Consider the following 24,189-nt stretch of genomic DNA (forward strand, 5'->3'; position numbering starts at 1 on the left):
CTGTGCGAACAACCGGTCCATCTTTACCAGCGCCTGGTTGGCCATGGCGCGGATCGAGCGCAGCGGGTGGGACTTCGGCACGAAATCATCCAGCCTCCGCATAGTGAACAAACTTTCTGTGAAGGTATCTGCGCCGCGCATGAAAGTGGAGTTGGATGGGCTCCTCAAATCAACGCTTCAGCCAGTTGTCGCGCTGACGTCCACCGGAGGTATTTCAGCGGCCTGCTAAAGGGGCGAGTCACTTTTTCCCGAGCGGCAAAAGTAACCAAAAGCGCGTTGACTGCCCTGCGGGCGGCCACTCTTATCGTAGTGTGCCGGGGTTTTCGTACGGGGCTTGGCTTCGTTGCAGGGCAGGACTGCCTGACGCCCTGGTGCGCCACGGTGGCGCTGGTGACGTGATGTTTGAACGAGCCCAGAGCTGTGGGTGGCCCCTGCTGCGTGGGCCAACGTAGGAACGCCTACGGCTGCGCTGCGCGCCGGCAGTATCTCAGGTCAGGGGTCCTGGCACGGAACGCGTCCCTGCGCTCGCTTGGCGCTATCGCCGATGAGCCCACAGGCGCATCCCTACCCATTGTTCGCTCCCCTCGCCCGCTTGCGGGAGAGGGGCCGGGGGAGAGGGCCGGAGCCTCCACGAATGCATCCAGCCAATTCCCTCAGACCGGGCCCCGGATTCTCATTAGCGATAGCCATATCGCCAAGCCCAGCAAACCAACTAGGACCCGCGCGCAGCGCAGCCGTAGGCGTTCCTGCCACGCCGCCAGCAGCAGGGGCCACCCAACAGCTCTGGGCTCGTTCAAAAATCGAATCAATCCCAGCCACCGTGGCGCACCAGGGCGTCAGGCAGTCCTGCTCTGCAACGAAGCGCAGCCCCGTACGAAAGCCCCAGCCCACTACGATAAGAATGGCCGTCCGCCAGGACAGTAACGCGCTTTCTGGTGACTCTTTGTCGCTCGGACAAAGAGTTACCCGCCCTTTAGGGCGGAACCGGGCGCATCAAGTATCCGCCAGATACCGAGCCGTCAGGCACAGCAAGACCTGGCTTCACCATTTAATCCATCCCCAGTCCATCCTGTCAGTTCCCGCGGTAGTGCAATGCTGCACTGCCTCACTGCATTTCCCCTGTCACATCAGCAACTTAAAGGCGCAACCGTGTAACTCGCTGCTGCGCCGCAAGGCAAGCACGCCCAATACCCCCGCTACCCGCAATCGCCCACCCCAAGCGGCTTTTGATCATTTGATCAAACACTCCCCCCAGCTTGATCAATCGAATGATCGCCACAACGCCAGCGCCTGCGGGTTAACGCCGACGCAAGCCACGCCCATCCCCCGCAATCCCTTATCCCACCCGCCTTCCAAGCCCTTGGCACAGTCTTCGCAATAACCCCCGCACCCCAAGCCATTGCGAAGGAGCCTGCCATGACCACCCCATCGGTCCCCTTGTTCGAAGCCACGCCGCGCTACGTCCGCGTCGAAGGCCGTACTCCGGAAGGCTTCGTGCAATTCGCCTTCAGCGTGGCCGACCCCGACCTCAACGTCGAACTGATCATGCCAGAGCCGATGTTCGAAGCCTTCTGCTGCGTCAACCGCGTGCGCTTCCTGCCGCCGCTGGCAGAAGCCCCGCAGCAAGACGAAGCCTGACAGAACCAACCCCACCCACCGCACCACAAGAGAGGGACACAGGAGACCAAGCGATGCAAGTCGATATCAAGACCCAGCAGATCCAGCCGCTGCGCCAGACCTACGGCCACGTGGCGCGCCGCTTCGGCGACAAGCCCGCGTCGCGCTACCAGGAGGCGACCTACGACGTGCAGTCGGAGGTCAACTTCCACTACCGCCCCACCTGGGACCCCGGCTTCGAGCTGTACGACAAGCGCCGCACCGCCATCGTGATGCAGGACTGGTACGCGCTAAAGGACCCGCGCCAGTACTACTACGGCGCCTACGTGACCACGCGCGGCCGCCAGCAGGATGCCGCCGAGAAGAACTTCGCCTTCGTCGAGAAGCGCGGCCTGCTGCAGGCGTTGCCGGCTGAATGGCAGGAGCGCCTGGCCACGGGCCTGCTGCCGCTGCGCCACGTGGAGTGGGGCGCGAACATGAACAACTTCTATTGCGCCGACTATGGCTGGGGCACGGCGATCACGCAGGCCTGCACCTACTGCGCGATGGATCGCCTCGGCATCGCGCAGTACCTGTCGCGCATCGGCATGCTGCTCGACGGCAATACCGGCGTGGCGCTGGAGCGCGCGAGAGTGGCGTGGCTGGAAGGCGCGGCGTGGCAGCCGCTGCGCCGCTATGTCGAACACAGCTTCGTCACCGATGACTGGTTCGAGACCTTCGTCGCGCAGAACCTGGTGCTCGACGGGCTGCTCTACCCGCTGGTCTACCAGCACGCCGACGCGGTCATCGTGCGCGCCTGCGGCACCGGCCTCGCCGTGCTGACCGAGTTCATGAATGACTGGCGCGACGAGCATGCGCGCTGGGTCGATGCGGTGATCCAGGCCGCCGCCGCGGAGTCCGACGCGAACCGCGCGCTGCTGTCCGGCTGGGCGCACGCCGCCGCGGCGCAGGTAGCCGAAGCGCTGGTCCCAGTTGCCAACGCACTGACCGGAGCCGACGGTGCCCAGATGGTGGCGTTGTGCCGCGAACAGTTTGAAGTCCGCCTGAACAAGCTCGGCCTTGCTGCCTGACTGCAAAGAAGGAGACCCGCCATGACGACCGCTGCCAACGTCTACATCGCCCTGCAGAACAACGACGACACCCGCCCCATCATCGACGCCATCACCGAAGCCAACCCGCACGCCGTGGTCTCGCAGTTCCCGGCCATGGTCAAGATCGACGCCCCCGGCCACCTGACCATCGTGCGCGAGCTGGTCGCCGGCAAGCTCGGCCGCGACTGGGACCTGCAGGAGATCCACCTCAACCTGATCTCGCTGTGCGGAAACATCGACGAAGACGAAGACGCCTTCACGCTGCGCTGGAACGCCTGACCCCACGCATACAGGACAACACGGAGACATCATGGACGCACGCAAGAAGCTCAACCTGCGCGAGAAGTACGCCTCGATGACGCGCGACCTCGCCTGGGAAACGACCTACGAGCCGATGGACCAGGTCTTTCCTTTCGACAAGTACGAAGGGATCAAGATCCACGACTGGGACAAGTGGGAAGACCCGTTCCGCATGACCATGGACGCCTACTGGAAATACCAGTCGGAGAAGGAGCGCAAGCTGTACGCGATCATCGACTCGTTCGTGCAGAACAACGGCCACCTCAACGTATCCGACCCGCGCTACCTGAACGCGCTGCGGCTGTTCCTGACCGGCGTGACGCCGCTCGAATATGCCGCCCACCGCGGCTATGCCCACCTGGGCCGGCACTTCCGCGGCGCCGGCGCGCGCGTGGCGGCGCAGATGCAGTCGATCGACGAACTGCGCCACGCGCAGACCCAGCTGCATACGCTGTCGGTCTACAACAAGTACTTCCACGGCTTCGGCGAATGGCGCCATATGCACGACCGGGTCTGGTACCTGTCGGTGCCCAAGTCCTACTTTGAAGACGCAATGAGCGCGGGGCCGTTCGAGTTCATCACCGCGATCTCGTTCTCGTTCGAATACGTGCTGACCAACCTGCTGTTCATGCCGTTCATGTCGGGCGCGGCGTACAACGGCGACATGGCCACCGTGACCTTCGGCTTCTCGGCGCAGTCGGACGAGTCGCGCCACATGACGCTGGGGCTGGAGGTGGTCAAGTTCCTGTGCGAGCAGGACCCCGGCAACATCCCGATCCTGCAGAAGTGGCTGGACAAATGGTTCTGGCGCGGCTTCCGCCTGCTGACGCTGGTCGGGATGATGATGGACTACATGCTGCCCAAGCGCGTGATGTCGTGGGCCGAGGCGTGGGAGATGTACTTCGAGCAGGCCGGCGGCGCGCTGTTCAAGGACCTGGAGCGCTACGGGCTGCGCATGCCCAAGTACCACGAGGTCGCCACCAGGACCAAGGACCGCATCACGCACGAGGCGTGGGGCACTTTCTACAACTACGCGGCCGCGGCGGGCTTCCACACCTGGATCCCGAAGGCCGACGAGATGGCGTGGCTGGCCGAGAAATACCCCCAGACCTTCGAGCGCTACTACAAGCCGCGCCTGGACCACTGGCAGGAGCGGCAGCAGGCCGGCGAGCGCTTCTACAACGCCACGCTGCCGATGCTGTGCCAGACCTGCCAGATCCCGATGGTGTTCTCCGAAGCGGACGACCCCACCCAGACCTGCTACCGCGAAAGCAGCTACCACGGCATGAAGTTCCACTTCTGCTCCGACGGCTGCAAGGACATCTTCGACGACGAGCCGGGCAAGTACGCGCAGGCCTGGCTGCCGGTGCACCAGATCTACCAGGGCAATTGCGGCGGCGCCACGCTGCCTGAGGTGCTGCAGTGGTACCGCATCAACCAGGGCGCCGACAACCTCGACTTCGAAGGCTCGCAGGACCAGCGCAACTGGAATGCCTGGAAGGGCATCGCGCCGGCCGCCTGAGCGACGCATCACAGACAAGGAGACAACCATGCCCGTCGTATCCATCGGCGACTACACCTTCGCGCCGGCCGACCGCGAAGACGCGTTCCACGGCAACCGCCTGCTCTATATCGGCTGGGACGGCCACCTGCTGTTCTGCGCGCCGCACTGCTTCCCGTTCGCGCCGTCGATGCCGCTGCGCGCGGTGGTCCAGGACGTGCTTCCTGGCGTCTACGGCTATCACCCGGACTTCGCCCGCATCGACTGGAGCGCGGTGCAGTGGCTGCGCGGCGGCCAGCCGTGGCAGCCCGACCTGGACCGCACGCTGGCAGAGAACGGCCTGGGCCACAAGGACGTGATCCGCTTCCGCACACCGGGGCTGGATGGCATCGGCGGCAGCGGCAGCTGATGCGCGGTTGGCAAGCAAGGAGACCGAGATGTATTCGCTGACCATTGAACCGATCGGCCAGACCATTCCCATCGCGCCGGGGCAGACCGTGCTCGATGCCTGCCTGCGCAACGGCGTGTGGCTGCCGCATGCCTGCTGCCATGGCCTGTGCGCCACCTGCAAGGTGCAGGTGGTCGACGGCGAGGTCGACCAGGGCGATGCCTCCGGCTTCGCGCTGATGGACTTCGAGCGCGACAACGGGCAGTGCCTGGCCTGCTGCGCCACCGCGCAGTCAGACCTAGTGATCGAAGCCGATATCGAGGAAGACGCCGACGCCGAAGGCCTGCCGCTGGCCGACTACCGCGCCGAGGTGGTGGCCACGCGCGCGCTGACGCCGACCATCCTCGGCATCTGGCTGAAGCCGAAGGACGGCCAGCGCACCGCGTTCCAGGCCGGCCAGTACCTGAACCTGCAGGTGCCGGGCTGCGACCAGCCCCGTGCCTTCTCGCTTGCCAGCAAGCCCGGCGATGAACTGGTCGAGCTGCATGTGCGCCGCGTGCCCGGCGGGCCCGCCACCACATGGCTGCACGAGCAGCTGGCCGTAGGCAGCGAACTGCGTTTCTCGGCCCCGTACGGGCGCTTCTTCGTGCGCAAGTCGGCGCAGGTGCCGATGCTGTTCCTGGCCGGCGGCTCGGGCCTGTCCAGCCCGCGCTCGATGATCCTCGACCTGCTCGCCGCCGGCGAAACGCTGCCGATCACGCTGGTGCAGGGCGCGCGCAACCGTGATGAGCTGTACTACGACGACGAGTTCCACGCGCTGGCGCAGGCGCATGCCAACTTCCGCTATGTGCCCGCGCTGTCGGACGAGCCCGCCGGCAGCGGCTGGGACGGCGCGCGCGGCTACGTGCATGACGTGCTGCACCAGCTCTACGCAAAGGACGGCAGCGCCGACTTCCGCGGCCACAAGGCTTACCTGTGCGGGCCGCCGCCGATGATCGAGGCCTGCATCCGCACGTTGATGCAGGGACGCCTGTTCGAGGCGGATATCCACACAGAGAAGTTCCTGTCCGCGGGCGATGCGCAGAACAGCGCGCGCAGCCCGCTGTTCAAGATCTGAGCGGGGAGGGCCATGCATGCATACCGTCGAAATCGCCGGCAGCGGCCAGCGCTACGCATGCGCGCCGGAGCAGAACCTGTTGCGGGCCATGGAAGTGCTGGGCCAGCGTGGCATTCCCGCCGGCTGCCGCGGTGGCGGCTGCGGTGTGTGCAAGGTGCGTATTGAGGCCGGGCACTACCACGTGGGCAAGATGAGCCGCACCTGCCTGTCCGAGTCGGAGCAGCGCGACGGACTGGTGCTGGCCTGCAAGACCTATCCCGACAGCGATATCCGGCTGCGCCCGGTGGCGCTGCTGCAGCGCTGCCTGGAGCGGCATGCCGGCAAAAGCAATCACGCATGACCAAGCAGTGAAGACACACACAAGGAGACAGACATGGCATTGACTGGCGTATTGCGCCCGGGGCATGTGGCCCTGCGCGTGCTGGAGCTGGAACCGGCGGTAAAGCACTACACCGAGGTCCTCGGCCTGATCGAAACCGCCCGCGACGAGCACGGCCGCGTGTTCCTGAAGGCGTGGGACGAGCACGACCACCACAGCGTGGTACTGCGCGAGTCCGACAGCCCGGGCATGGACTACATGGGTTTTCGCGTCGACAGCGGCCGCACACTGGAGCGGCTGGCCCAGGAGGTCGAGCAATCGGGGCTGGCCACCGAATGCCAGTGGATCGCCGCGGGCGAGCATCCGCACACCGGCGTGCGCTTCCGCTTCACGATTCCCACCGGCCATGCGATGGAGCTGTTCGCGGACAAGGACAAGCCCGGCTGCAAGACCGGAGACCTCAACCCGGATCCCTGGCCGGACGACCTGCGCGGCATGGCGCCCAGCCGCTTCGACCACTGCCTGCTGTATGGCGACGATGTCGACGGCACGGTGAAGCTGTTCCGCGATGTGCTGGGGTTCTCGCTGGCGGAGCAGGTGGTGGCCGGGCCGGACGGCGAGGTGCTGATCGGTGCCTTCCTGACATGCTCGAACAAGGCGCATGACGTGGCCTTTATCCGGCACCCGGAGAAGAACCGCTTCCACCATGCGTCGTTCCTGCTCGACAACTGGAGCGAGGTGCTGAAGGCGGCGGACATTATTTCCAAGAAGGACGTGTCGCTGGATATCGGGCCGACGCGGCATGGGATCACGCGCGGGGCGACGATCTACTTCTTCGATCCTTCGGGAAACCGGAACGAGGTGTTTTCCGGTGGCTATATCCACTATCCGGACAAGCCGACGATCACGTGGACGGACAACGAGCTGGGCAAGGCGATCTTCTATCACGACCGCAAGCTGAACGAGGCGTTTTTGAATGTGCTGACTTGAGAACGCATTGCGCCAGCCCGCAGCTGGTTTGCTCCCTCTCCCGCTTGCGGGAGAGGGAGCAACCAATCGGTGAGCGGGAAAGCCGTAGTGGATACGTCGCCCAACACAGAGAACCAACATGAAAGACTTCAAGAACTTCATCAACGGCGAGTGGGTCGGCACCACCCGCACGTTCCCCAACCGCAACCCCGCCGACAACACCGTGATCGGCCATGTCCACGAAGCCGGCCAGGCCGAAGTCGACGCCGCCGTACAGGCCGCGCGCAATGCGCTGCATGGTCCCTGGGGCCGCATGACCGTAGCGCAGCGCGTCGAACTGCTGCACTCCGTCGCCGACGGCATCAACCGCCGCTTCGACGAATTCGTGCAGGCCGAGATTGCCGATACCGGCAAGCCCTATGCGCTCGCCAGCCATATCGACATCCCGCGCGGCGCAGCCAACTTCAAGGTCTTTGCCGACCTGATCCGCAACGTGCCCACCGAAAGCTTCGCCATGGATACGCCGGATGGCGGCAAGGCCATCAACTATGCGGTGCGCAGCCCGCGCGGCGTGATCGGCGTGGTCTGCCCATGGAACCTGCCGTTGCTGCTGATGACGTGGAAGGTCGGCCCCGCGCTGGCCTGCGGCAATACCGTGGTGGTCAAGCCGTCCGAGGAAACCCCCGCCACCGCCACGCTGCTGGGCGAGGTCATGAACGAGGCCGGCGTGCCGCCGGGCGTCTACAACGTGGTCCACGGCTTTGGCCCGGATTCCGCTGGCGCCTTCCTGACGGCGCATCCGCAAGTCAACGGCATCACCTTCACCGGCGAAACGCGCACCGGTGAAGCGATCATGAAGGCCGCCGCCAGCGGCGTGCGTCCGGTGTCGTTTGAACTGGGCGGCAAGAACGCGGGCATCGTCTTCGCCGATGCCGATTTCGACAAGGCGGTCGCCGGCATCACCCGCTCGGCATTCGAGAACAGCGGCCAGGTCTGCCTGGGCACCGAGCGCGTCTACGTGCAGCGCCCGATCTTCGAGCGCTTCGTCGCCGCGCTCAAGGCCAGGGCTGAAGGGCTGAAGCTCGGCGCACCGACGGAAACCGGCGTCAACATGGGGCCGCTGGTCTCGCATGAGCACCGCGACAAGGTGCTGTCCTACTACCGCAAGGCCGCCGAGGAAGGCGCCACGGTGATAACCGGCGGAGGCGTGCCGCAGATGCAGGGCAAGCTCGCCGAAGGCGCCTGGGTGCAGCCGACCATCTGGACCGGCCTGCCGGAAAGCGCCGCGGTGATCCGCGAGGAGATCTTCGGACCGTGCTGCCATATCGCCCCGTTCGACACCGAAGAGGAAGTCATCGCGCTGGCCAACGCCACGCCGTATGGTCTCGCGGCCACCGTGTGGACCGGCGACCTCGGCACCGCGCACCGCATGGGCAGCGCGCTGGAAGTCGGCATTTGCTGGATCAACGCGTGGTTCCTGCGCGACCTGCGCACCGCGTTCGGCGGCGCGAAGCAATCCGGCATCGGCCGCGAAGGCGGCGTCCATTCGCTCGAGTTCTACACCGAGCTGCGCAACGTCTGCGTCAAACTGTGAGCCACCACATGCAAAGCGAAAAAATCCGCGAACTTGGCGCCAGCCTGCACCAGGCGCTGGCGAGCCGCCGCCCGCTGGCGCCGCTGACCGAAACCTGGCCCGAGCTCACCCTCGACGACGCCTACCGCATCCAGCTCGCCATGGTGCAGCACCGGCTAGATGCCGGCGAGCGCGTGGTCGGCAAGAAGATCGGCGTGACCAGCCGCGTGGTGATGGACATGCTGGACGTGCGCCAGCCCGACTTCGGCCACCTGCTGTCGGGCATGGTGTATGCCGACGGCGCCGCCATTGCCGCCGATTCCCTGATCGCGCCCAAGGCCGAAGGCGAGATCGCCTTCGTGCTGAAGGACGACCTTGAAGGACCCGGCGTGACCAATGCCGATGTGCTGCGCGCCACTGCCTACGTACTGCCGTGCTTCGAGATCGTCGACTCGCGCATCCGCGACTGGAAGATCCGCATCCAGGACACCGTCGCCGACAACGCCTCCTCCGGCGTGTTCGTGCTGGGCGATGCGGCGGTCGATCCGCGCCGGCTCGACCTCGGCACGGTCGGCATGACGCTGGAGAAGAACGGCGAGATCGTCGCCACCGGCGCCGGCGCGGCCGCGCTCGGGCACCCCGCCAATGCGGTGGCGTGGCTGGCCAACACGCTCGGCCGGCTGGGGCTTGGCCTGAAGCGCGGCGAGGTGATCCTGTCGGGCTCGCTGGCGGCGATGGTGCCGGTCGCCGCCGGCGACCAGCTGCGCATCAGCCTGGGTGGCATCGGCTCGGCCGGCGTGCGCTTCGTCTGACCCCTTCCATCCCTTCAGCAGGACAAAGCCATGAACCTCACGCAAGACACCATCGCCCGGCTGGCCGAGCATCTGGAAAACGCCGAGCTGCACCGGGAAGCGGTGCCGAAGATCACCGACGCGCATCCGGAGATGGACTGGGACGACGCCTACGCCATCCAGGACGCGATCCGCGCGCGCAAGTTGGCGCGGGGCACCCGCATCGCCGGCCTCAAGATGGGCCTGACCTCGTTCGCCAAGATGCGCCAGATGGGCGTGAGCGATCCGGTCTACGGCTTCCTCACCGACTACGGCGCCTGCATGGACGGCGCCGCCATCGATACGTCGTCGCTGATCCACCCCAAGGTCGAGGCCGAGATCGCCTTCGTGCTCAAGGCGCCGCTGAAAGGCCCCGGCTGCCATATCGGCGACGTGCTGGCGGCGACCGACTTCGTGGTGCCGGCGGTGGAGGTGATCGATTCGCGCTACGAGAACTTCCGCTTCGACCTCAAGAGCGTGATTGCCGACAACACCTCGTCCGCGCGCTTCGTGGTCGGCGGCAGCCACCGCGGCGCCGACGGGCTCGACCTGAAGACCCTCGGCGTGGTGCTGGAGAAGAACGGCGAGGTGGTCGCCACCGCCGCCGGCGCCGCGGTGCTGGGCCATCCCGCCAACAGCGTTGCCATGCTGGCCAACATGCTGGGCGCGCGCGGCCGCGAACTGCCTGCAGGGACCTTCATCATGACCGGCGGCGTGACCGAGGCCATCGCGGTCGCCGCGGGCGACAGCATCACCGTGCGCTACCAGCATCTCGGCACGGTCTCGATGCGCTTCACCTGAACCCGCGCCGCGAACGTTTGGAAAAAGGAGACACACCATGCCGATCATGCAGGTCTTCCTGATCGAAGGCCGTACCGACGAACAGAAGGCGCGCCTGATCCGCGCGCTGACCGATGCCGCGGTGGAAGCGGTGGGCGCGCCGGTGGAAACCGTGCGCGTGATGATCACCGAGGTGCCGAAGACGCAGTTCGGCATCGGCGGCACTACCGCCAAGGCGCAGGGGCGCTGAGCACTGCGCAGAGACAGGGAAGACAACGGAGAGACAGCGACATGGACATGAAAGCAAACGCCCGGCACAAGGTGGCCATCATCGGTTCTGGCAATATCGGCACCGACCTGATGATCAAGGTGATGCGGCAATCGCAGCACCTGGAGATGGGCGCCATGGTGGGCATCGACGCGGCGTCGGACGGGCTCGCCCGCGCCGCGCGGCTGGGCGTGCCGACCACCGCGGAAGGGATCGACGGGCTGGTCGCCATGCCCGGCTTTGGCGAGATCCGCATCGCCTTCGATGCCACCTCGGCCGGCGCGCACGCGCACCACAACCGCGTGCTGCAGCAGCACGGCGTGCGCGTGATCGACCTGACGCCGGCGTCGATCGGGCCGCACGTGGTGCCGGTGGTCAACCTTGACCAGCACCTGGCGGCGCCCAATATCAACATGGTCACGTGCGGTGGCCAGGCCACCATCCCGATGGTGGCGGCGGTGTCGCGCGTGGCGAAGGTGCATTACGCCGAGATCGTCGCGTCGATCTCCAGCAAGTCGGCGGGGCCGGGCACGCGCGCCAATATCGACGAATTTACCGAGACCACCAGCCAGGCGCTGTGCTCGGTGGGCGGCGCGGCGCGCGGCAAGGCCATCATCGTGCTGAACCCGGCCGAGCCGCCGCTGATGATGCGCGACACCGTCTTCACCTTGTCGGAGGATGCCGACACGGCGGCGATCGAGGCGAGCATCGAAGCGATGGCGCAGGCGGTGCAGGCCTACGTGCCGGGCTACCGGCTCAAGCAGCGCGTGCAGTTCGAGCGCATCGACCCCTCGGCGCCGCTGAACATCCCGGGGCTGGGACCGATGAGCGGGCTCAAGACCTCGATCTTCCTCGAGGTGGAGGGCGCCGCGCACTACCTGCCGGCCTATGCCGGCAATCTCGACATCATGACCAGCGCCGCGCTGGCCTGCGCCGAGCGCCTGGCCGCGACCCGGCTGTCCGCCTGAGCGCGGCCCCATCACCGCAGGGAGACGAACATGACCTTACCGTCCAACACGCCCAACAAGAAGCTCTACATCTCCGACGTGACGCTGCGCGACGGCAGCCACGCCATCCGCCACCAGTACAGCCTGGACCAGGTGCGCCGCATCGCCGCGGCGCTCGACGCGGCCCGGGTCGATTCGATCGAAGTGGCCCACGGCGATGGCCTGTCGGGCTCCAGCTTCAACTACGGCTTCGGCGCGCATACCGACCTGGAATGGATCGCCGCCGTGGCGGAGACCGTGCGCCATGCGCGCGTGGCGACGCTCCTGCTGCCTGGCGTCGGCACCGTGCACGACCTGCGCGCCGCCTATGACGCCGGCGCGCGCGTGGTACGCGTGGCCACGCACTGCACCGAGGCCGATGTCTCGCGCCAGCATATCGAGTCGGCGCGCGAACTCGGCATGGACACCGTCGGCTTCCTGATGATGAGCCACATGACCACGCCGGCGGCGCTGGCGCAGCAGGCAAAGCTGATGGAAAGCTACGGCGCGCAATGCGTGTATGTGGTCGATTCGGGCGGCGCGCTCGGCATGCAGGACGTGCGCGAGCGCTTCCGCGCGTTCAAGGACGTGCTGAAGCCCGAAACGCTGACCGGCATGCATGCGCACCACAACCTGAGCCTGGGCGTGGCCAACTCCATCGTCGCGGTGGAAGAGGGCTGCGACCGCATCGACGCCAGCCTGGCAGGCATGGGTGCCGGCGCGGGCAACGCGCCGCTGGAAGTGTTCATCGCCGCCGCCGAGCGGCTGGGCTGGGACCACGGCTGCGACCTGTACACGCTGATGGATGCCGCCGACGATATCGTGCGGCCGCTGCAGGACCGCCCGGTGCGGGTCGACCGCGAGACGCTGGCGCTGGGCTATGCGGGCGTGTATTCCAGCTTCCTGCGCCATGCCGAAGCGGCGGCGGCACGCTATGGGCTGGGTACGGTCGACATCCTGGTCGAGCTGGGCCGCCGCCGCATGGTGGGCGGGCAGGAAGACATGATCGTCGACGTGGCGCTGGACCTGCTGGCGCGGCGACAGGGGCAGCGGCAGCCGGGGGAGGTGTCTGCCTGAGGGCCGGCGTAGCAACGATGTCAGCGCAGCGGTATGCCACGGCCATGCCCTCTCCCCCGGCTCCTCTCCCGCAAGCGGGAGAGGAGAGCAAACCGGCGGATGCATTGGCGGCGCGGGACGGGTAGACTTGCCTGTCCCATTCCCTTCCATCGCCACCGTCATGCCCAACCTGCCGATCTCCTTCGAAGACGTTGCCGCCGCCCACGACCGCATCCGCGCCGCGGCCCACCGCACGCCGGTGCTGACTTCCGCGACCGCCGATGCGGCCACCGGCGCGCAGCTGTTCTTCAAGTGCGAGAATTTCCAGCGCATCGGCGCCTTCAAGTTCCGCGGCGCCTATAACGCCATCGCCCAGTTCACGCCGCAGCAGAAGGCCGGCGGGGTGCTGGCGTTCTCCTCCGGCAACCACGCGCAGGCGATCGCGCTGTCGGCTCGGCTGCTCGGCGTACAGGCGGTGATCGTGATGCCGCAGGACGCACCGGCGATCAAGATCGAGGCCACGCGCGGCTATGGCGCCGAGGTGGTGCTGTACGACCGCTACACCGAGGATCGCGAGGCCCTGGGCCGGCGCATCGCCGCCGAGCGCGGCATGACGCTGATCCCGCCGTACGACCATCCGCACGTGATGGCCGGGCAGGGTACCGCGGCCAAGGAACTGCTGGAGGAAACCGGCCCGCTGGACATGCTGGCGGTGTGCCTGGGTGGCGGCGGGCTGCTGTCGGGCTGTGCCGTGGCGGCGCACGCCATGTCGCCCGGCTGCGAGGTCTACGGCGTCGAGCCCGAAGCCGGCAACGACGGCCAGCGCAGCCTGCGCAGCGGCGAGATCGTCCGCATCGACACCCCGCGCACCATCGCCGACGGTGCCCAGACTCCCTTCCTCGGCCAGTACACCTTTGCCGTGATCCGCGAACGGGTGACCGATATCGTGACCGTTTCGGACGCCGAGCTGGTCGAGACCATGAAGTTCTTCGCTGGCCGCATGAAGATCGTGGTCGAGCCCACCGGCTGCCTGGCCGCGGCCGCCGTGCTGCATGGCAAGCTCGATGTGCGGGGCAAGCGTGTGGGCATCATCGTTTCCGGCGGCAATGTCGACCTGGGCAGCTTTGCCGGCTTCCTGCAGGGGCAGCCGAGCTGAGCCGCGACTGCCTTGCGTTATCCGGAATCCGTGCGGCGCCCGGCCGTCTAACCTGCAACGCAACGCCAGAGCAGGACAGACCATGACGGCCAGGCAGCACTATGACGTTCTCGATACCGGCGCCGGCAAGCCGGCAAAGATGTGGACCCGCGGTGTCCCCGTGGAGGACTCCGCGCGCCAGCAGCTCGTCAATACCGCGCAGATGCCGTTTATCTTCCGCCACCTGGCGGTGATGCCGGACGTGCACCTCGGCAAGGGCTCGACCATCGGCTCGGTGATCCCGACCGTGGGCGCGGTGATCCCGGCCGCGGTGGGCGTGGATATCGGTTGCGGCATGATGGCGGTAAAGACCTCGCTGACCGCCTCGGACCTGCCCGACAACCTCGGCCCGCTGCGCAGCGCGATCGAGCACGCCGTGCCGCACGGCCGCACGGCGCAGGGCGGGCGGCGCGACCAGGGCGCCTGGGGCTCGGTGCCCACGCACGTCGACGCGGCGTGGGCGGGCATGGCCGCGGATTTCCGCCGCATTACCGACAAATACCCGCAGCTGGCGCGCACCAACCACCGCAACCACCTGGGCACGCTCGGCACCGGCAACCACTTTATCGAGGTCTGCCTGGACGAGTCGCAAGCGGTCTGGTTCATGCTCCACTCCGGCTCGCGCGGGGTGGGCAACGCCATCGGCACCACCTTCATCACGCTGGCGCAGCAGGACATGCGGCGCCACCTGGCCAACCTGCCGGATCGCGACCTGGCCTACCTTGTCGAAGGCTCGCAGCACTACGAGGACTATGTCTTCGCGGTGTCGTGGGCGCAGTCGTTCGCGCGCCGCAACCGCGAGCTGATGATGGAAGCGGTGCTGGCCGCGGCGCAGCGCGTGCTGCGCAAGCCGTTCCAGGCACGGCTCGAAGCCGTCAACTGCCACCACAACTATGTGCAGAAGGAACATCACTTCGGCAAGGAAGTGCTGGTGACACGCAAGGGCGCGGTCAGTGCGCGCGCGGGCGAGCTGGGCATCATCCCCGGCTCGATGGGCGCGCGCTCTTTCATCGTGTGCGGCAAGGGCAATCCGGAATCGTTCTGCTCATGCAGCCACGGCGCGGGCCGCACCATGAGCCGCAGCGAAGCCAAGCGCCGCTTCACCGTGGCTGACCAGAAGCAAGCCACCGAAGGGGTGGAATGCCGCAAGGACGCCGCGGTGATCGACGAGATCCCGATGGCGTACAAGGACATCGATGCGGTGATGGCGGCGCAGTCGGACCTGGTCGAGGTGGTGCATACGCTGCGGCAGGTGGTGTGTGTAAAGGGGTAGGCGCGACAAGGCCCGCGCGGCAACAATGCAAGGGAGAAAGGCAGGGCTCCGGCTGCTGTGGCCCGGCCGGTCACCCGGGTGGTCAGTCGACCAGCAGATTGATCTTCGTCGCGAATTTCTGCCAGCGATCGATATCGGAGGTCACCAGCTTCTGGAATTCGGCAGGGGTGCTCGTGGTCGTGGCAAAGCCGAGCTGCTCCAGCGAAGACCTGACCTCGGGCTTGGAGATGGCCCTGGCGATTTCCGTGTTCAGCTTCTGCACGATTTCGGGCGGCGTGTTCGCCGGGGCCAGGATGCCGAACCATTGGTCGACGTCATAGCCGGGGATGCCAAGCTCGCTCACGCTTGGCACGTCGGGCAGGAACGGCGAACGTGCCTTCGAGGTGACGGCCAGCGCGCGCAACCTGTTGCTTTTCAGGTAGGGCATGGTGTTGGTCAGCGTATTGATACTGACATCGGCCTGATTGCCGAGCACGTCGGCGATGGCGGGTGCACAACCTTTGTACGGCACGTGAAGCATAGCGATCTTTGCCGAGACCTTCAGTAATTCACCGGCCAGATGCTGGGGCGTGCCGTTACCGCACGAGGCATAGCTGGGGGGTGAGGCGCTCTTGCCCGTCGCCAGCAAGTCGTTGAAGGTGCGGATCTTCGAGTGCGATGGCACGGCGATCACCGACGGCACCGAAGCAAAGGTGATGACGGCGCTGAAATCGGACTTCGGGTTGAACTGCAGCTTCTTGAAGACGCTCGGGTTGATGGCAAAACTGCTGTTGACGATCAGCAGCGTGTAGCCGTCGGCAGGGCTCTTGGCGACGTACTCGGCGCCGATGTTGCCGCTGGCGCCGGGCCGGTTGTCGACGACTACCTGCTGCCCCAGCGACTTGCTGATGTCCGCTCCGATCACGCGCGCAAGGGAATCGGTCCCGCCTCCGGCCGGGAACGTCACCACCATGCGGATGGGCTTCTGCGGGAAGGTACTGGCGATATTGGCCTCGGCGCGCCCGGGCAGGGTGCCCAGGCTCCCTGCAACAAACAGGAGCGATGCCAGGCTGTTGACGACGGATAGGGGTCTCATCAATATGTCTCGTCGGTTAGGTTGAAGGAAGGGGAAACGCTGGTCAATCGGAATCTATACGCACTGCCTGATGGCACTCGCCACCAACGCCGACCAGTGCCGATGCCGCCTCAAGTGCTGCAGCGGAGTCGGCGTGGATACGGTAGAGAGGTTGCCCTGGCGCCACCTGCGCACCGACCGTGCACAGCAGGTCGATGCCTGCACCCGCAGCGCGCGGTGCCCCGGCGGCGCGCGCCACGCCGGAAATCTGCAAGCCGTCGATGGCCGTCACCTTGCCCCGCGTGGTGGCGGCCACGATCCGTGTATGCGTACCCGGCGCCACCGGGCGGGAGCGAATACCCTGCGCTGCGGCGATCCGGTCGAATGCGGCCTTTGCCTTGCCTTCGTCCAGCAGCGCAGCCGCAATGCGCATGCCTTGTTCGGCGCAGCCCACGCGCGGATCGAAGGCGATGATTTCGCCGGCAAAGCGCAGGGCCTTTTCACGCAGGTCCGCGGGAGCCGCGGGATCGTTGTCGAGCACCAGCCGGACGTCGCGCACTTCCAGCGCGGGGCCGATGCCACGGCCTATCGGGTGGCTGCCGTCCGTGACCAGCGCGCGCACGTGCAGGCCCAGTCCCTTGCCGACGTGTTCGAACAGTGCGCCAAGCGCCTCGGCGTCGGCGCGCGTCGCCAGCTTGGTCTGCGGCCCGAAGGGCAGGTCGACGATGACATGGGTCGCGCCGGCGGTGAACTTCTTCGACAGGATCGACGCCACCGACCAGCGTCGCGAATCGAGGCGCAGGGGCCGGGTGATCGCGTTCATCACGTCGTCGATCACGGAATGGTTCAGGCGTCCGTTCCATGCAATGCATGCACGCGCCTGCGCCACGCATCGGCGCACGTCCTCGTGCGTCAGGTCGACCCGCGCGATGGTTTCCATGGCATCGGCGGTGCCGGCAGCAGATGTGATCGCGCGCGATGACGTCTTGGGCATGGCCAGGCCGTAGGCCGCGACAATCGGCACCACGACCAGCGTGATGCGACTGCCGGGAACGCCGCCCATTGAGTGCTTGTCGACGACAAGCGGCTCGTCCCAGTCGATGCGGGGTGTGAAGGCCGTCCGAGCGCGTGCCAGCGCCACCACTTCGTCGTCGGTCAGCGTGAGGGTTGCGGCAATGAGGAAGTCGGTCAGCTCTGCCTCGGTGTACCGCCCGGCGATGGCGTCTTGCAGCACGGCAACATAGGCAGCTTCGTCGAGCGGCTCGCCGCGCAGCTTGGCCATGAGGTTGGCGCGGCTGGCCGGCTGCCTGGCGGCGGATGTACTGGTGCCGTTTCGCAGCGCTTCGACAAAGCGTGCCATGCCCGCTTCCAGCGTGCCGTCGTTTGACACCGTGATGCAGGCGACCTCGGGAGGCATCGATACTCCCGCTCGCGCCACCCGCCTGGCGACCTGGTCGCCCGATTCACGTCCGCGCGCGCTGATGCGCTGTGCCAGCACCTCCTGCGGTGCCGTCACCAGGATGACCACGAAGCGCGGCAAGCGGGCGGCAAGGTCGGCGACGACGCCGCGCGAGCCATTGGCTACGACGTTGCGCCCGCGTTCCAGCTCGCGCACCAGCGACATGGGCAATCCATAGCGAAGGTCGTGTGCGTCCCAGGTGGCCAGGAACTCGCCCTTTCGCTGGCGCCGTGCGAACTCGGCTTCCGAAACGCCCTCGTGATCCTCGCCGGCAGACCCGCCCGGGCGCGTGATGACGCGCCGTGCGAAGACATAGTCGTCATCGAGCGAGGCACGCGCACCGTCGATCAAGGAATCCTTGCCAGCGCCACTGGGCCCTACAACGAGAAAGAATGTGCCGGTTGCCGTCATGATTATCTTAGATGTCGAAGTTATACGGCTATGCTAGCACCGGCTAGACGGGTGTCAAGATAAGTTCGATGTCTAAGGTAATGCAAGCAATGGACCATCCCCCGCAAATCCAGTGTGTACGCGGGATTCGCATGGTCGTAGGGGAAAACACGGGTAACCGCATGCGCGCTGCCGGTGCCTCATGCATCGGTTGCGCGCATGGTGCACTAATGGAGTGAATACTACATAAAGAGGACCGGAGGCCAGGGGCGCGGTGCCGGACGCGCGAGCGCGCGAGGCGCTATCATGTGCGCTGTCGCTTGCACCGCATCATGGTGCCGCATGCATACATCTCATTTCCCGTCACGACTATGGCCACAAGGAAGCCGGATGCTCCGGTCAAAATCACGCCGCCGGATGAAGCCGATGAAGAACGGCTTGCCCACCTGGTAAAGGACGCTGCGCGCGCCTATATCCGGGCGCTGCAACTGCGCCTGGCGGAACATTCGGTTTCGTACGGCCACTGGACCATTCTGCGTATCCTGTGGCGCCATGATGGTCTGTCGCAGCGGGAGCTGAGCGAACGGGCCGGCGTGACCGAGCCGACCACCTTTGCGGCGGTGAAGGCGCTGGAAGCGCTGGGCTATGTGGAACGCACGCACCTTCCCGGCAACAAGAAGAAGGTGCACGTGTTCCTGAGCAAGACCGGGCGCGCGTTGCGCCGCAAGCTCGAACCGCTGGCCACCGAGGTCAACGAACTCAGCGTGGAAGGCGTGAGCGAAGAGGATGTGCTGACCACGCGCCGCGTACTGATTACCATCGCCAAGCGCTTGGTCGCCGACGAAATCGCGTCGGCAGAGAACGGCCGGCGGGTGCCGTCCACGCAGGAGGTGGGGCGGCTGTTGTCGGACCTGTAGCGGTAGTCGGCTGGCGCCAATGAAAAAGCCCCCGTCGGCCATGCCGGCGAGGGGAATGCCTTGGGTAGAAGGCGTGAAACCGATGCCGGAGCGCCTGGGCCCCGACAGGCGCGATGCGTCAGGCGTCGTCCAGTCCAATATCCACGGCCGGTGCCGACTGCGTGATCTTGCTCGTCGAGATATAGTCCACGCCGGTTTCCGCCACGGCCCGGATCGTTTCCAGGCGAATGCCGCCCGAGGCCTCGACCTTGGTCCGGCCATTGACGATCTGAACGGCCTCTTTCATGTCGGGCACCGACATGTTGTCCAGCATGATCACGTCGACACCGGCGGCCAGGGCCTCGTGCACCTGCTCCAGCCGGTCGCATTCCACTTCCAGTTTGGTCAGCACCGGCAGCTTGCGGCGCACGCGTTCCACGGCGGCGGCGATGCTGCCGCACACGGAGATGTGGTTGTCCTTGATCATCACGCCATTGTCCAGGCTCAGTCGGTGGTTCAGGCCGCCGCCGCAGGTCACCGCATGCTTTTCCAGCGCCCGCAGGCCTGGCGTGGTCTTGCGGCTGTCGATCAGGTGCGCCCTGGTATGCGCAATGGCCTGGGCATAGGTGGCCGTGAGGTTGGCGATGCCGCACAGCCGCTGCATGATGTTCAGCGCGGTGCGCTCGGCCGTCAGCACGCTGCGCGCATTGCCGCTCACGTTCAGCAGCACCGCCCCTTTGGCGACCTTGTCGCCGTCGGCGACGCGCACGTCGACAGACAGCGTGGGATCGTAGCGGGCGAAGATACGTGCCGCCACGTCGATGCCGGCGATGATCATCGGCTCGCGGGCGTTCATGCAGAAGGTGCCGGTCTCGCCGGGCTCGATCATGGTCTGGACGGTCAAGTCGCAGATGCCGATGTCTTCGGTCAGCCAGAGGTCGATCAGCTTGTCGGTGGCAAAGAGGTCGTACATGTAAGGGCTCCTGGGCAGGGGTTGCGGTACTTCAATAATCTTAGAGATCGAAGTACATAGCGCAATCTTAGCGCCTTGCCGCCTCGTGTCAAGTCATATTCGAGGTCTAAGATTAATGCGCGCACGCGTTGAAGATCGGCGTGACGCCGCGTTACCTTGTTGCCGAAAAGAGTGGAATTGCAGCCGCGAAGAAGGCGCGGTGCCGCCGTGGCGCTAGCGCCCGAACTGCCCCAGCACCGTTCCGATCGATTCCAACCCGGCCTCGATCAGGTGCTGCATGAAGGTACCCATCTGCGGCATCACCAGCATCAGCACCAGGAACCCGCCCGACAGCGTCACCGGGAAGCCCACCGCGAAGATCGACAGCTGCGGCGAGGCACGGTTCAGGATGCCCATGGCCAGGTTCAGCGTCAGCAGCGCGGCGATCATCGGCAGCGCCAGCAGCAGCCCCGAAGCGAACACCATGCCGCCGGCGCGCGCCACGGCCATGGCGCCGCCCGCTGACAGCGGCGTCCCCCCGATCGGCAGCCCATTGAAGCTGTCGACCAGCGCGCCCAGCATCATCAGGTGGCCGTCCAGCGCGAGGAACAGCAGCACCGCGATGATGTTGAGAAAGCGCGACAGCACCATGGTCTGGCCGCCGGCGGCGCGGTCGAAGAAGGAGGCGAACGACAGGCCCATCTGCAGGCCGATGATTTCGCCGGCCTGCTGCACGGTGGCGAACACCAGCCGCATGACAAAGCCGGTGGCCAGGCCGATGCCGACCTCGTTGAGGATGATCAGCAGGCCCTCGAAGGAGTACACCGGCGCCGCCGGCAGCTGGGCGATGGTAGGCGACACCACCATCGCGATCATCGCCGACAGCGCGATCTTGGCGCGCCGCGGGATGGTCGATTCACCGAACAGCGGCGCAGTGCCGATCAGCGCCAGGATGCGGAAGAAGGGCCACAGGAATGCCGCGAGCCAGCCATAGAGCTGGGCTGAAGTGAACTCGACCACGGCAGTCTGGCGGAAGGCGGGAGTGAGCGCGCGTCAGTGCGCCAGCGCGGGAATGCTCTGGAACACCTCGCGCATATAGTCGACCATGGTGTTGATCATCCACGGGCCGGCCAGCACCATGGTGGCAAACAGCGCGATCAGCTTGGGGATGAAGGTCAGCGTCATCTCGTTGATCTGCGTTGCGGCCTGGAACAGGCTCACCACCAGGCCGGCCGCGAGCGCCACCAGCAGCAGCGGCGCGGCCAGCAGCAGGGTCATCTTCATCGCCTGGGTGGCGATGGTCATTACGGTTTCCGGGGTCATGGCTCGGATCCTGCGGATAGGAATGCGAAGGGCGAGGCAACTGGCCTCAGTTCATGAAGCTCTGCGCCAGCGATCCCAGCAGCAGCTGCCAGCCGTCCACCAGCACGAACAGCATCAGCTTGAACGGCAGCGAGATGGTTGCCGGCGGCACCATCATCATGCCCATCGCCATCAGCACGCTGGCAACCACCAGGTCGATGATCAGGAACGGGATAAAGATGGTGAAGCCGATCTGGAACGCGGTCTTCAGCTCGCTGGTGACGAAGGCGGGCACCAGGATGCTCAGCGGCACTTCTTCCGGGCCCTGCATCTCCGGCGCCTTGGCCATCTGCGCGAACATCGCCAGGTCCTTTTCGCGGGTCTGGCGCAGCATGAAGGCCTTGAGCGGCTCGGCGGCCCTGGCGGCGGCGGTTTCCAGGCTGATCTTGTTTTCCGACAGCGGCTTGTAGGCGTCGTTGTAGACGCGGTCCAGCACCGGCGCCATCACGAAAAAGGTCAGGAACAGCGACAGCCCCACCAGCACCTGGTTGGGCGGCGAGGTGGCCGTGCCCAGCGCGTTGCGCAGCAGGCCCAGCACGATGATGATGCGGGTGAAGCCGGTCATCATCAGCATCGCCGCCGGCAGGAACGACAGCGAGGTCAGCAGCACCAGCGTCTGGATCGGCAGCGACCAGATCTGGCCGCCGCCCGGGGCGGGCTTGCTGACCACGCCAGGCAGCTGCTGCGCCCAGGCAGGCGCTGGGGCCAATGCCAGTACGGCGGCGGCAAGCGCCAGGACCAGGGCAATCGACAACGGGCGGTGGCGCGCGGCCACGGCGAGGCACGCGGGCCGGAAGCGGCGCCGCCATGCGGCACGCAGGGAATTCATGACTTGAACTGGGATTGCAGCGAACGCAGCAGCTTCTCGGCGAAGGTGCCGCCGGTCGGCGGTTGCGGCATGCCGGTGGCGTGTGCCGGGGTCAGCGGGTTGGCGGAGGCAGAGGAGGAACCGCCAGCGGTGTGCGCCGGCATGCTGTGCAGCGGGCGGATTTCGCCGGGGCTGACGCCCAGCACCAGCCAGGTATCGCCGACTTCCACCAGCACCAGCCGCTGGCGCGCGCCCAGCATGGTGCTGCCGACCACCTTCATCACCCCGCCGGTGGCATGGCGCACCAGTCCGGCACGCCGGGCCAGCCATGCCATGCCAAGGATCAGCGCGATCACGGCAAACAGCCCCAGCCCGGCCTGGGCCAGGCTGCCCGCGCCGCTGATGGCCGGTGCCGGCTTGTCGTCGGCGGCCAGTGCCAGCGCCGGGGTCAGCGCCAGCATCAGCGTGGCGAGACTGGCGCCGACGGCCCGGAGGCGGCCAGCACCGGGCGCGGGGTACTTCCGGATGGTCATTTGTTCAGCTTGCGGATGCGTTCGGACGGCGTGATGATGTCCGTCAGGCGGATGCCGAACTTGTCGTTCACCACCACCACCTCGCCCTGCGCGATCAGGTAGCCGTTGACCAGCACGTCCATCGGCTCGCCGGCCAGCCCGTCCAGTTCGACCACCGAGCCCTGTGCCAGCTGCAACAGGTTCTTGATGGGCACCTTGGTGCGGCCCAGTTCCACCGTCAGCTGCACCGGGATATCGAGGATCATCTCGATATCGTTGTGGAAGCCGCTGGTCGCTTCCTTCGCCAGCGGCTGGAAGACAGTGGCGGCGGCCGGGGTGGCCGCGGGCGCGGAGGCCGCCGAAGGGGCCGCGGCGGGCACCCCGGCAGCTGTGGCGCTGGTCTGCTCCGCCAGCGCGCTGGCCCAGTCGTCCATCGGATCGACCGGCTTGTCCTCGAAGCCGTCACTCATAATCGGTGTCCTCGGTGTCCAGGTGGGATTGGCCGTCCTGGTGATTGATCATTCGTTCTACCCGCAGCGCGTACTGGCCGTTCATGGTGCCGAAGCCGCACTGCATCACGGGCACGCCGTCCACCTTGCCGAAGATCTTCTCCGGCAGCTCGATCGGCAGCACGTCGCCGGCGCGCAGCGCCAGCACTTCGGCCACCGTGCTTTGCAGGTGCGCGAACTCGGCGACCAGTTCCACTTCGGCCGCGCGCAGCTGCCTTGACAGCTGGTTGACCCAGCCCTTGTCGACTTCCTTCTCGTCCTGCAGCGGATTCATCAGCAGGTCCTTGAGCGGCTCGATCATCGCGTACGGCAGGCACACGTGGAGCTGCCCGCCGACTGCGCCCAGTTCGATATGAAAGGCGGTGGTCACCACGGCTTCGTTCTGCGTGGCGACATTGGCAAACTTGGTGTGCATCTCCGAGCGGATGTACTCGGTCTCGATCGGATGCACCGTGCGCCAGGCGCTGCCGTAGCTGGCCAGCGTCAGCTCCAGCATGCGCTGGATGATGCGCTGCTCGGTCTGGGTGAAGTCGCGCCCTTCCACGCGCGTGTGGAAGCGGCCGTCGCCGCCGAACAGGTTGTCCACCACCAGGAACACCAGGTTCGGGTCGTAGACGAACAGCGCCGTGCCGCGCAGCGGCTTCAGGTGGACCAGGTTCAGGTTGGTCGGCATCGGCAGGTTGCGGGCGAAATCGCCGAACTTCTCGATCCTGATGCTGCCGACCGAAATATCCGCGCCGCGGCGGATGAAATTGAACAGTGCCGAGCGCAGCGAACGCGCAAAGCGCTCGTTGATGATTTCCAGCGTATGCAGGCGGCCGCGGATGATGCGTTCCTGCGTCGCCAGGTTGTACGGGCGCACCCCGCTGTCGTCCAGCGCCGGCTCGCTGGCCTTGGGCGTATCGGCCTCGCCGGATACGCCCTTGAGCAGCTCGTCGACCTCGTCTTGCGAGAGGAACTTGTCGTAGGCCATCTGGTGTCCTG

26 protein-coding genes and 1 pseudogene are annotated in these 24,189 nt (G+C 66.3%); 17 read left to right on the forward strand and 10 right to left on the reverse strand.

Annotation, left to right across the window (positions count from 1 at the left end; genetic code table 11):
• A pseudogene (locus tag E1J61_RS14470) lies at positions 1–141 on the reverse strand (IS5/IS1182 family transposase); the annotation flags it as partial.
• Positions 142–1,416: 1,275 nt separating this feature from the next.
• Between E1J61_RS14470 and E1J61_RS14475 the strand changes: the two are divergent.
• The 16 genes from E1J61_RS14475 to E1J61_RS14550 all read left to right on the forward strand — a co-directional run bounded on the left by E1J61_RS14475 (position 1,417) and on the right by E1J61_RS14550 (position 15,263).
• Entirely contained in the window at positions 1,417–1,638 is a 222-nt protein-coding gene (locus E1J61_RS14475; protein WP_133094757.1) for a phenol hydroxylase subunit, read from the forward strand.
• Between the two features lie 53 nt (positions 1,639–1,691).
• On the forward strand, positions 1,692–2,687 hold the full coding sequence (locus E1J61_RS14480; RefSeq protein ID WP_133094758.1) for an aromatic/alkene monooxygenase hydroxylase subunit beta: 996 nt from the start codon (positions 1,692–1,694) through the stop codon (positions 2,685–2,687).
• A 21-nt stretch (positions 2,688–2,708) separates the two neighbouring features.
• Complete coding sequence (locus E1J61_RS14485; protein WP_133094759.1) at positions 2,709–2,987, forward strand: MmoB/DmpM family protein; 279 nt, start codon at positions 2,709–2,711, stop codon at positions 2,985–2,987.
• 31 nt (positions 2,988–3,018) lie between these two features.
• Positions 3,019–4,530, forward strand: a complete 1,512-nt coding sequence (locus E1J61_RS14490; protein ID WP_133094760.1) for an aromatic/alkene/methane monooxygenase hydroxylase/oxygenase subunit alpha — start codon at positions 3,019–3,021, stop codon at positions 4,528–4,530.
• A gap of 28 nt (positions 4,531–4,558) precedes the next feature.
• A complete protein-coding gene (locus tag E1J61_RS14495) occupies positions 4,559–4,918 on the forward strand; it encodes a phenol hydroxylase subunit P4 (protein ID WP_133094761.1) in 360 nt (119 codons plus the stop codon).
• A 28-nt stretch (positions 4,919–4,946) separates the two neighbouring features.
• A complete protein-coding gene (locus E1J61_RS14500) occupies positions 4,947–6,014 on the forward strand; it encodes an NADH:ubiquinone reductase (Na(+)-transporting) subunit F (RefSeq protein ID WP_133094762.1) in 1,068 nt (355 codons plus the stop codon).
• A 16-nt stretch (positions 6,015–6,030) separates the two neighbouring features.
• Positions 6,031–6,354 carry a 2Fe-2S iron-sulfur cluster binding domain-containing protein gene (locus E1J61_RS14505; protein ID WP_133094763.1) on the forward strand — a complete coding sequence of 108 codons (324 nt, stop codon included), beginning with the start codon at positions 6,031–6,033 and terminating at the stop codon, positions 6,352–6,354.
• A gap of 33 nt (positions 6,355–6,387) precedes the next feature.
• Entirely contained in the window at positions 6,388–7,323 is a 936-nt protein-coding gene (locus E1J61_RS14510; protein ID WP_133094764.1) for a catechol 2,3-dioxygenase, read from the forward strand.
• A gap of 118 nt (positions 7,324–7,441) precedes the next feature.
• A complete protein-coding gene (locus E1J61_RS14515; RefSeq protein ID WP_133094765.1) occupies positions 7,442–8,896 on the forward strand; it encodes a 2-hydroxymuconic semialdehyde dehydrogenase in 1,455 nt (484 codons plus the stop codon).
• An 8-nt stretch (positions 8,897–8,904) separates the two neighbouring features.
• Positions 8,905–9,687 (forward strand): 2-oxopent-4-enoate hydratase, encoded by a 783-nt coding sequence (gene dmpE, locus E1J61_RS14520; RefSeq protein ID WP_133094766.1) that lies wholly within the window; start codon positions 8,905–8,907, stop codon positions 9,685–9,687.
• A gap of 30 nt (positions 9,688–9,717) precedes the next feature.
• The gene (dmpH, locus tag E1J61_RS14525; protein WP_133094767.1) at positions 9,718–10,506 is read left to right on the forward strand and encodes a 2-oxo-3-hexenedioate decarboxylase; all 789 of its coding nucleotides are present in this window, start codon (positions 9,718–9,720) and stop codon (positions 10,504–10,506) included.
• Complete coding sequence (locus tag E1J61_RS14530) at positions 10,475–10,735, forward strand: 2-hydroxymuconate tautomerase (protein WP_256376133.1); 261 nt, start codon at positions 10,475–10,477, stop codon at positions 10,733–10,735. The genes dmpH and E1J61_RS14530 overlap by 32 nt, the downstream gene beginning before the upstream one ends.
• A gap of 41 nt (positions 10,736–10,776) precedes the next feature.
• On the forward strand, positions 10,777–11,721 hold the full coding sequence (locus E1J61_RS14535) for an acetaldehyde dehydrogenase (acetylating) (protein ID WP_133094769.1): 945 nt from the start codon (positions 10,777–10,779) through the stop codon (positions 11,719–11,721).
• Positions 11,722–11,751: 30 nt separating this feature from the next.
• Entirely contained in the window at positions 11,752–12,816 is a 1,065-nt protein-coding gene (gene dmpG, locus E1J61_RS14540; protein WP_133094770.1) for a 4-hydroxy-2-oxovalerate aldolase, read from the forward strand.
• Between the two features lie 160 nt (positions 12,817–12,976).
• Entirely contained in the window at positions 12,977–13,951 is a 975-nt protein-coding gene (locus E1J61_RS14545; RefSeq protein ID WP_133094923.1) for a threo-3-hydroxy-L-aspartate ammonia-lyase, read from the forward strand.
• A gap of 82 nt (positions 13,952–14,033) precedes the next feature.
• Positions 14,034–15,263: an RtcB family protein gene (locus tag E1J61_RS14550; protein ID WP_133094771.1), complete on the forward strand. Its 1,230-nt coding sequence runs from the start codon at positions 14,034–14,036 to the stop codon at positions 15,261–15,263.
• A gap of 82 nt (positions 15,264–15,345) precedes the next feature.
• Here E1J61_RS14550 and E1J61_RS14555 read toward each other — a convergent pair whose 3' ends face one another.
• Together E1J61_RS14555 and phnN are read right to left on the reverse strand one after the other, a co-directional pair.
• Positions 15,346–16,338: a tripartite tricarboxylate transporter substrate binding protein gene (locus tag E1J61_RS14555; protein ID WP_133094772.1), complete on the reverse strand. Its 993-nt coding sequence runs from the start codon at positions 16,336–16,338 to the stop codon at positions 15,346–15,348.
• Positions 16,339–16,381: 43 nt separating this feature from the next.
• Positions 16,382–18,187: a phosphonate metabolism protein/1,5-bisphosphokinase (PRPP-forming) PhnN gene (gene phnN / locus E1J61_RS14560; protein WP_133094773.1), complete on the reverse strand. Its 1,806-nt coding sequence runs from the start codon at positions 18,185–18,187 to the stop codon at positions 16,382–16,384.
• A gap of 350 nt (positions 18,188–18,537) precedes the next feature.
• Here phnN and E1J61_RS14565 point away from each other — a divergent pair, with 350 nt between their 5' ends.
• Positions 18,538–19,083: a MarR family winged helix-turn-helix transcriptional regulator gene (locus tag E1J61_RS14565; protein ID WP_133094774.1), complete on the forward strand. Its 546-nt coding sequence runs from the start codon at positions 18,538–18,540 to the stop codon at positions 19,081–19,083.
• A 118-nt stretch (positions 19,084–19,201) separates the two neighbouring features.
• Here the strand turns inward: E1J61_RS14565 and nadC are convergent, their stop codons facing one another.
• The 7 genes from nadC to fliM all read right to left on the reverse strand — a co-directional run bounded on the left by nadC (position 19,202) and on the right by fliM (position 24,178).
• On the reverse strand, positions 19,202–20,035 hold the full coding sequence (nadC, locus tag E1J61_RS14570; protein ID WP_133094775.1) for a carboxylating nicotinate-nucleotide diphosphorylase: 834 nt from the start codon (positions 20,033–20,035) through the stop codon (positions 19,202–19,204).
• Between the two features lie 213 nt (positions 20,036–20,248).
• The gene (fliR, locus tag E1J61_RS14575; protein ID WP_133094776.1) at positions 20,249–21,034 is read right to left on the reverse strand and encodes a flagellar biosynthetic protein FliR; all 786 of its coding nucleotides are present in this window, start codon (positions 21,032–21,034) and stop codon (positions 20,249–20,251) included.
• A 33-nt stretch (positions 21,035–21,067) separates the two neighbouring features.
• Positions 21,068–21,337, reverse strand: a complete 270-nt coding sequence (gene fliQ / locus E1J61_RS14580) for a flagellar biosynthesis protein FliQ (protein ID WP_029047088.1) — start codon at positions 21,335–21,337, stop codon at positions 21,068–21,070.
• Between the two features lie 46 nt (positions 21,338–21,383).
• Complete coding sequence (fliP, locus tag E1J61_RS14585; RefSeq protein ID WP_305791056.1) at positions 21,384–22,205, reverse strand: flagellar type III secretion system pore protein FliP; 822 nt, start codon at positions 22,203–22,205, stop codon at positions 21,384–21,386.
• Positions 22,202–22,645 carry a flagellar biosynthetic protein FliO gene (gene fliO, locus E1J61_RS14590; protein ID WP_133094925.1) on the reverse strand — a complete coding sequence of 148 codons (444 nt, stop codon included), beginning with the start codon at positions 22,643–22,645 and terminating at the stop codon, positions 22,202–22,204. The genes fliP and fliO overlap by 4 nt, the downstream gene beginning before the upstream one ends.
• Positions 22,646–22,713: 68 nt before the next feature.
• Positions 22,714–23,166: a flagellar motor switch protein FliN gene (fliN, locus tag E1J61_RS14595; RefSeq protein ID WP_133094777.1), complete on the reverse strand. Its 453-nt coding sequence runs from the start codon at positions 23,164–23,166 to the stop codon at positions 22,714–22,716.
• The gene (gene fliM / locus E1J61_RS14600; protein WP_133094778.1) at positions 23,159–24,178 is read right to left on the reverse strand and encodes a flagellar motor switch protein FliM; all 1,020 of its coding nucleotides are present in this window, start codon (positions 24,176–24,178) and stop codon (positions 23,159–23,161) included. Before fliM ends, fliN begins: the two co-directional genes overlap by 8 nt.
• Positions 24,179–24,189: the final 11 nt, after the last annotated feature.

Origin of the sequence: Cupriavidus sp. L7L (assembly GCF_004353535.1) — a bacterium.
In the GTDB taxonomy this organism is placed as follows: domain Bacteria; phylum Pseudomonadota; class Gammaproteobacteria; order Burkholderiales; family Burkholderiaceae; genus Cupriavidus; species Cupriavidus oxalaticus_A.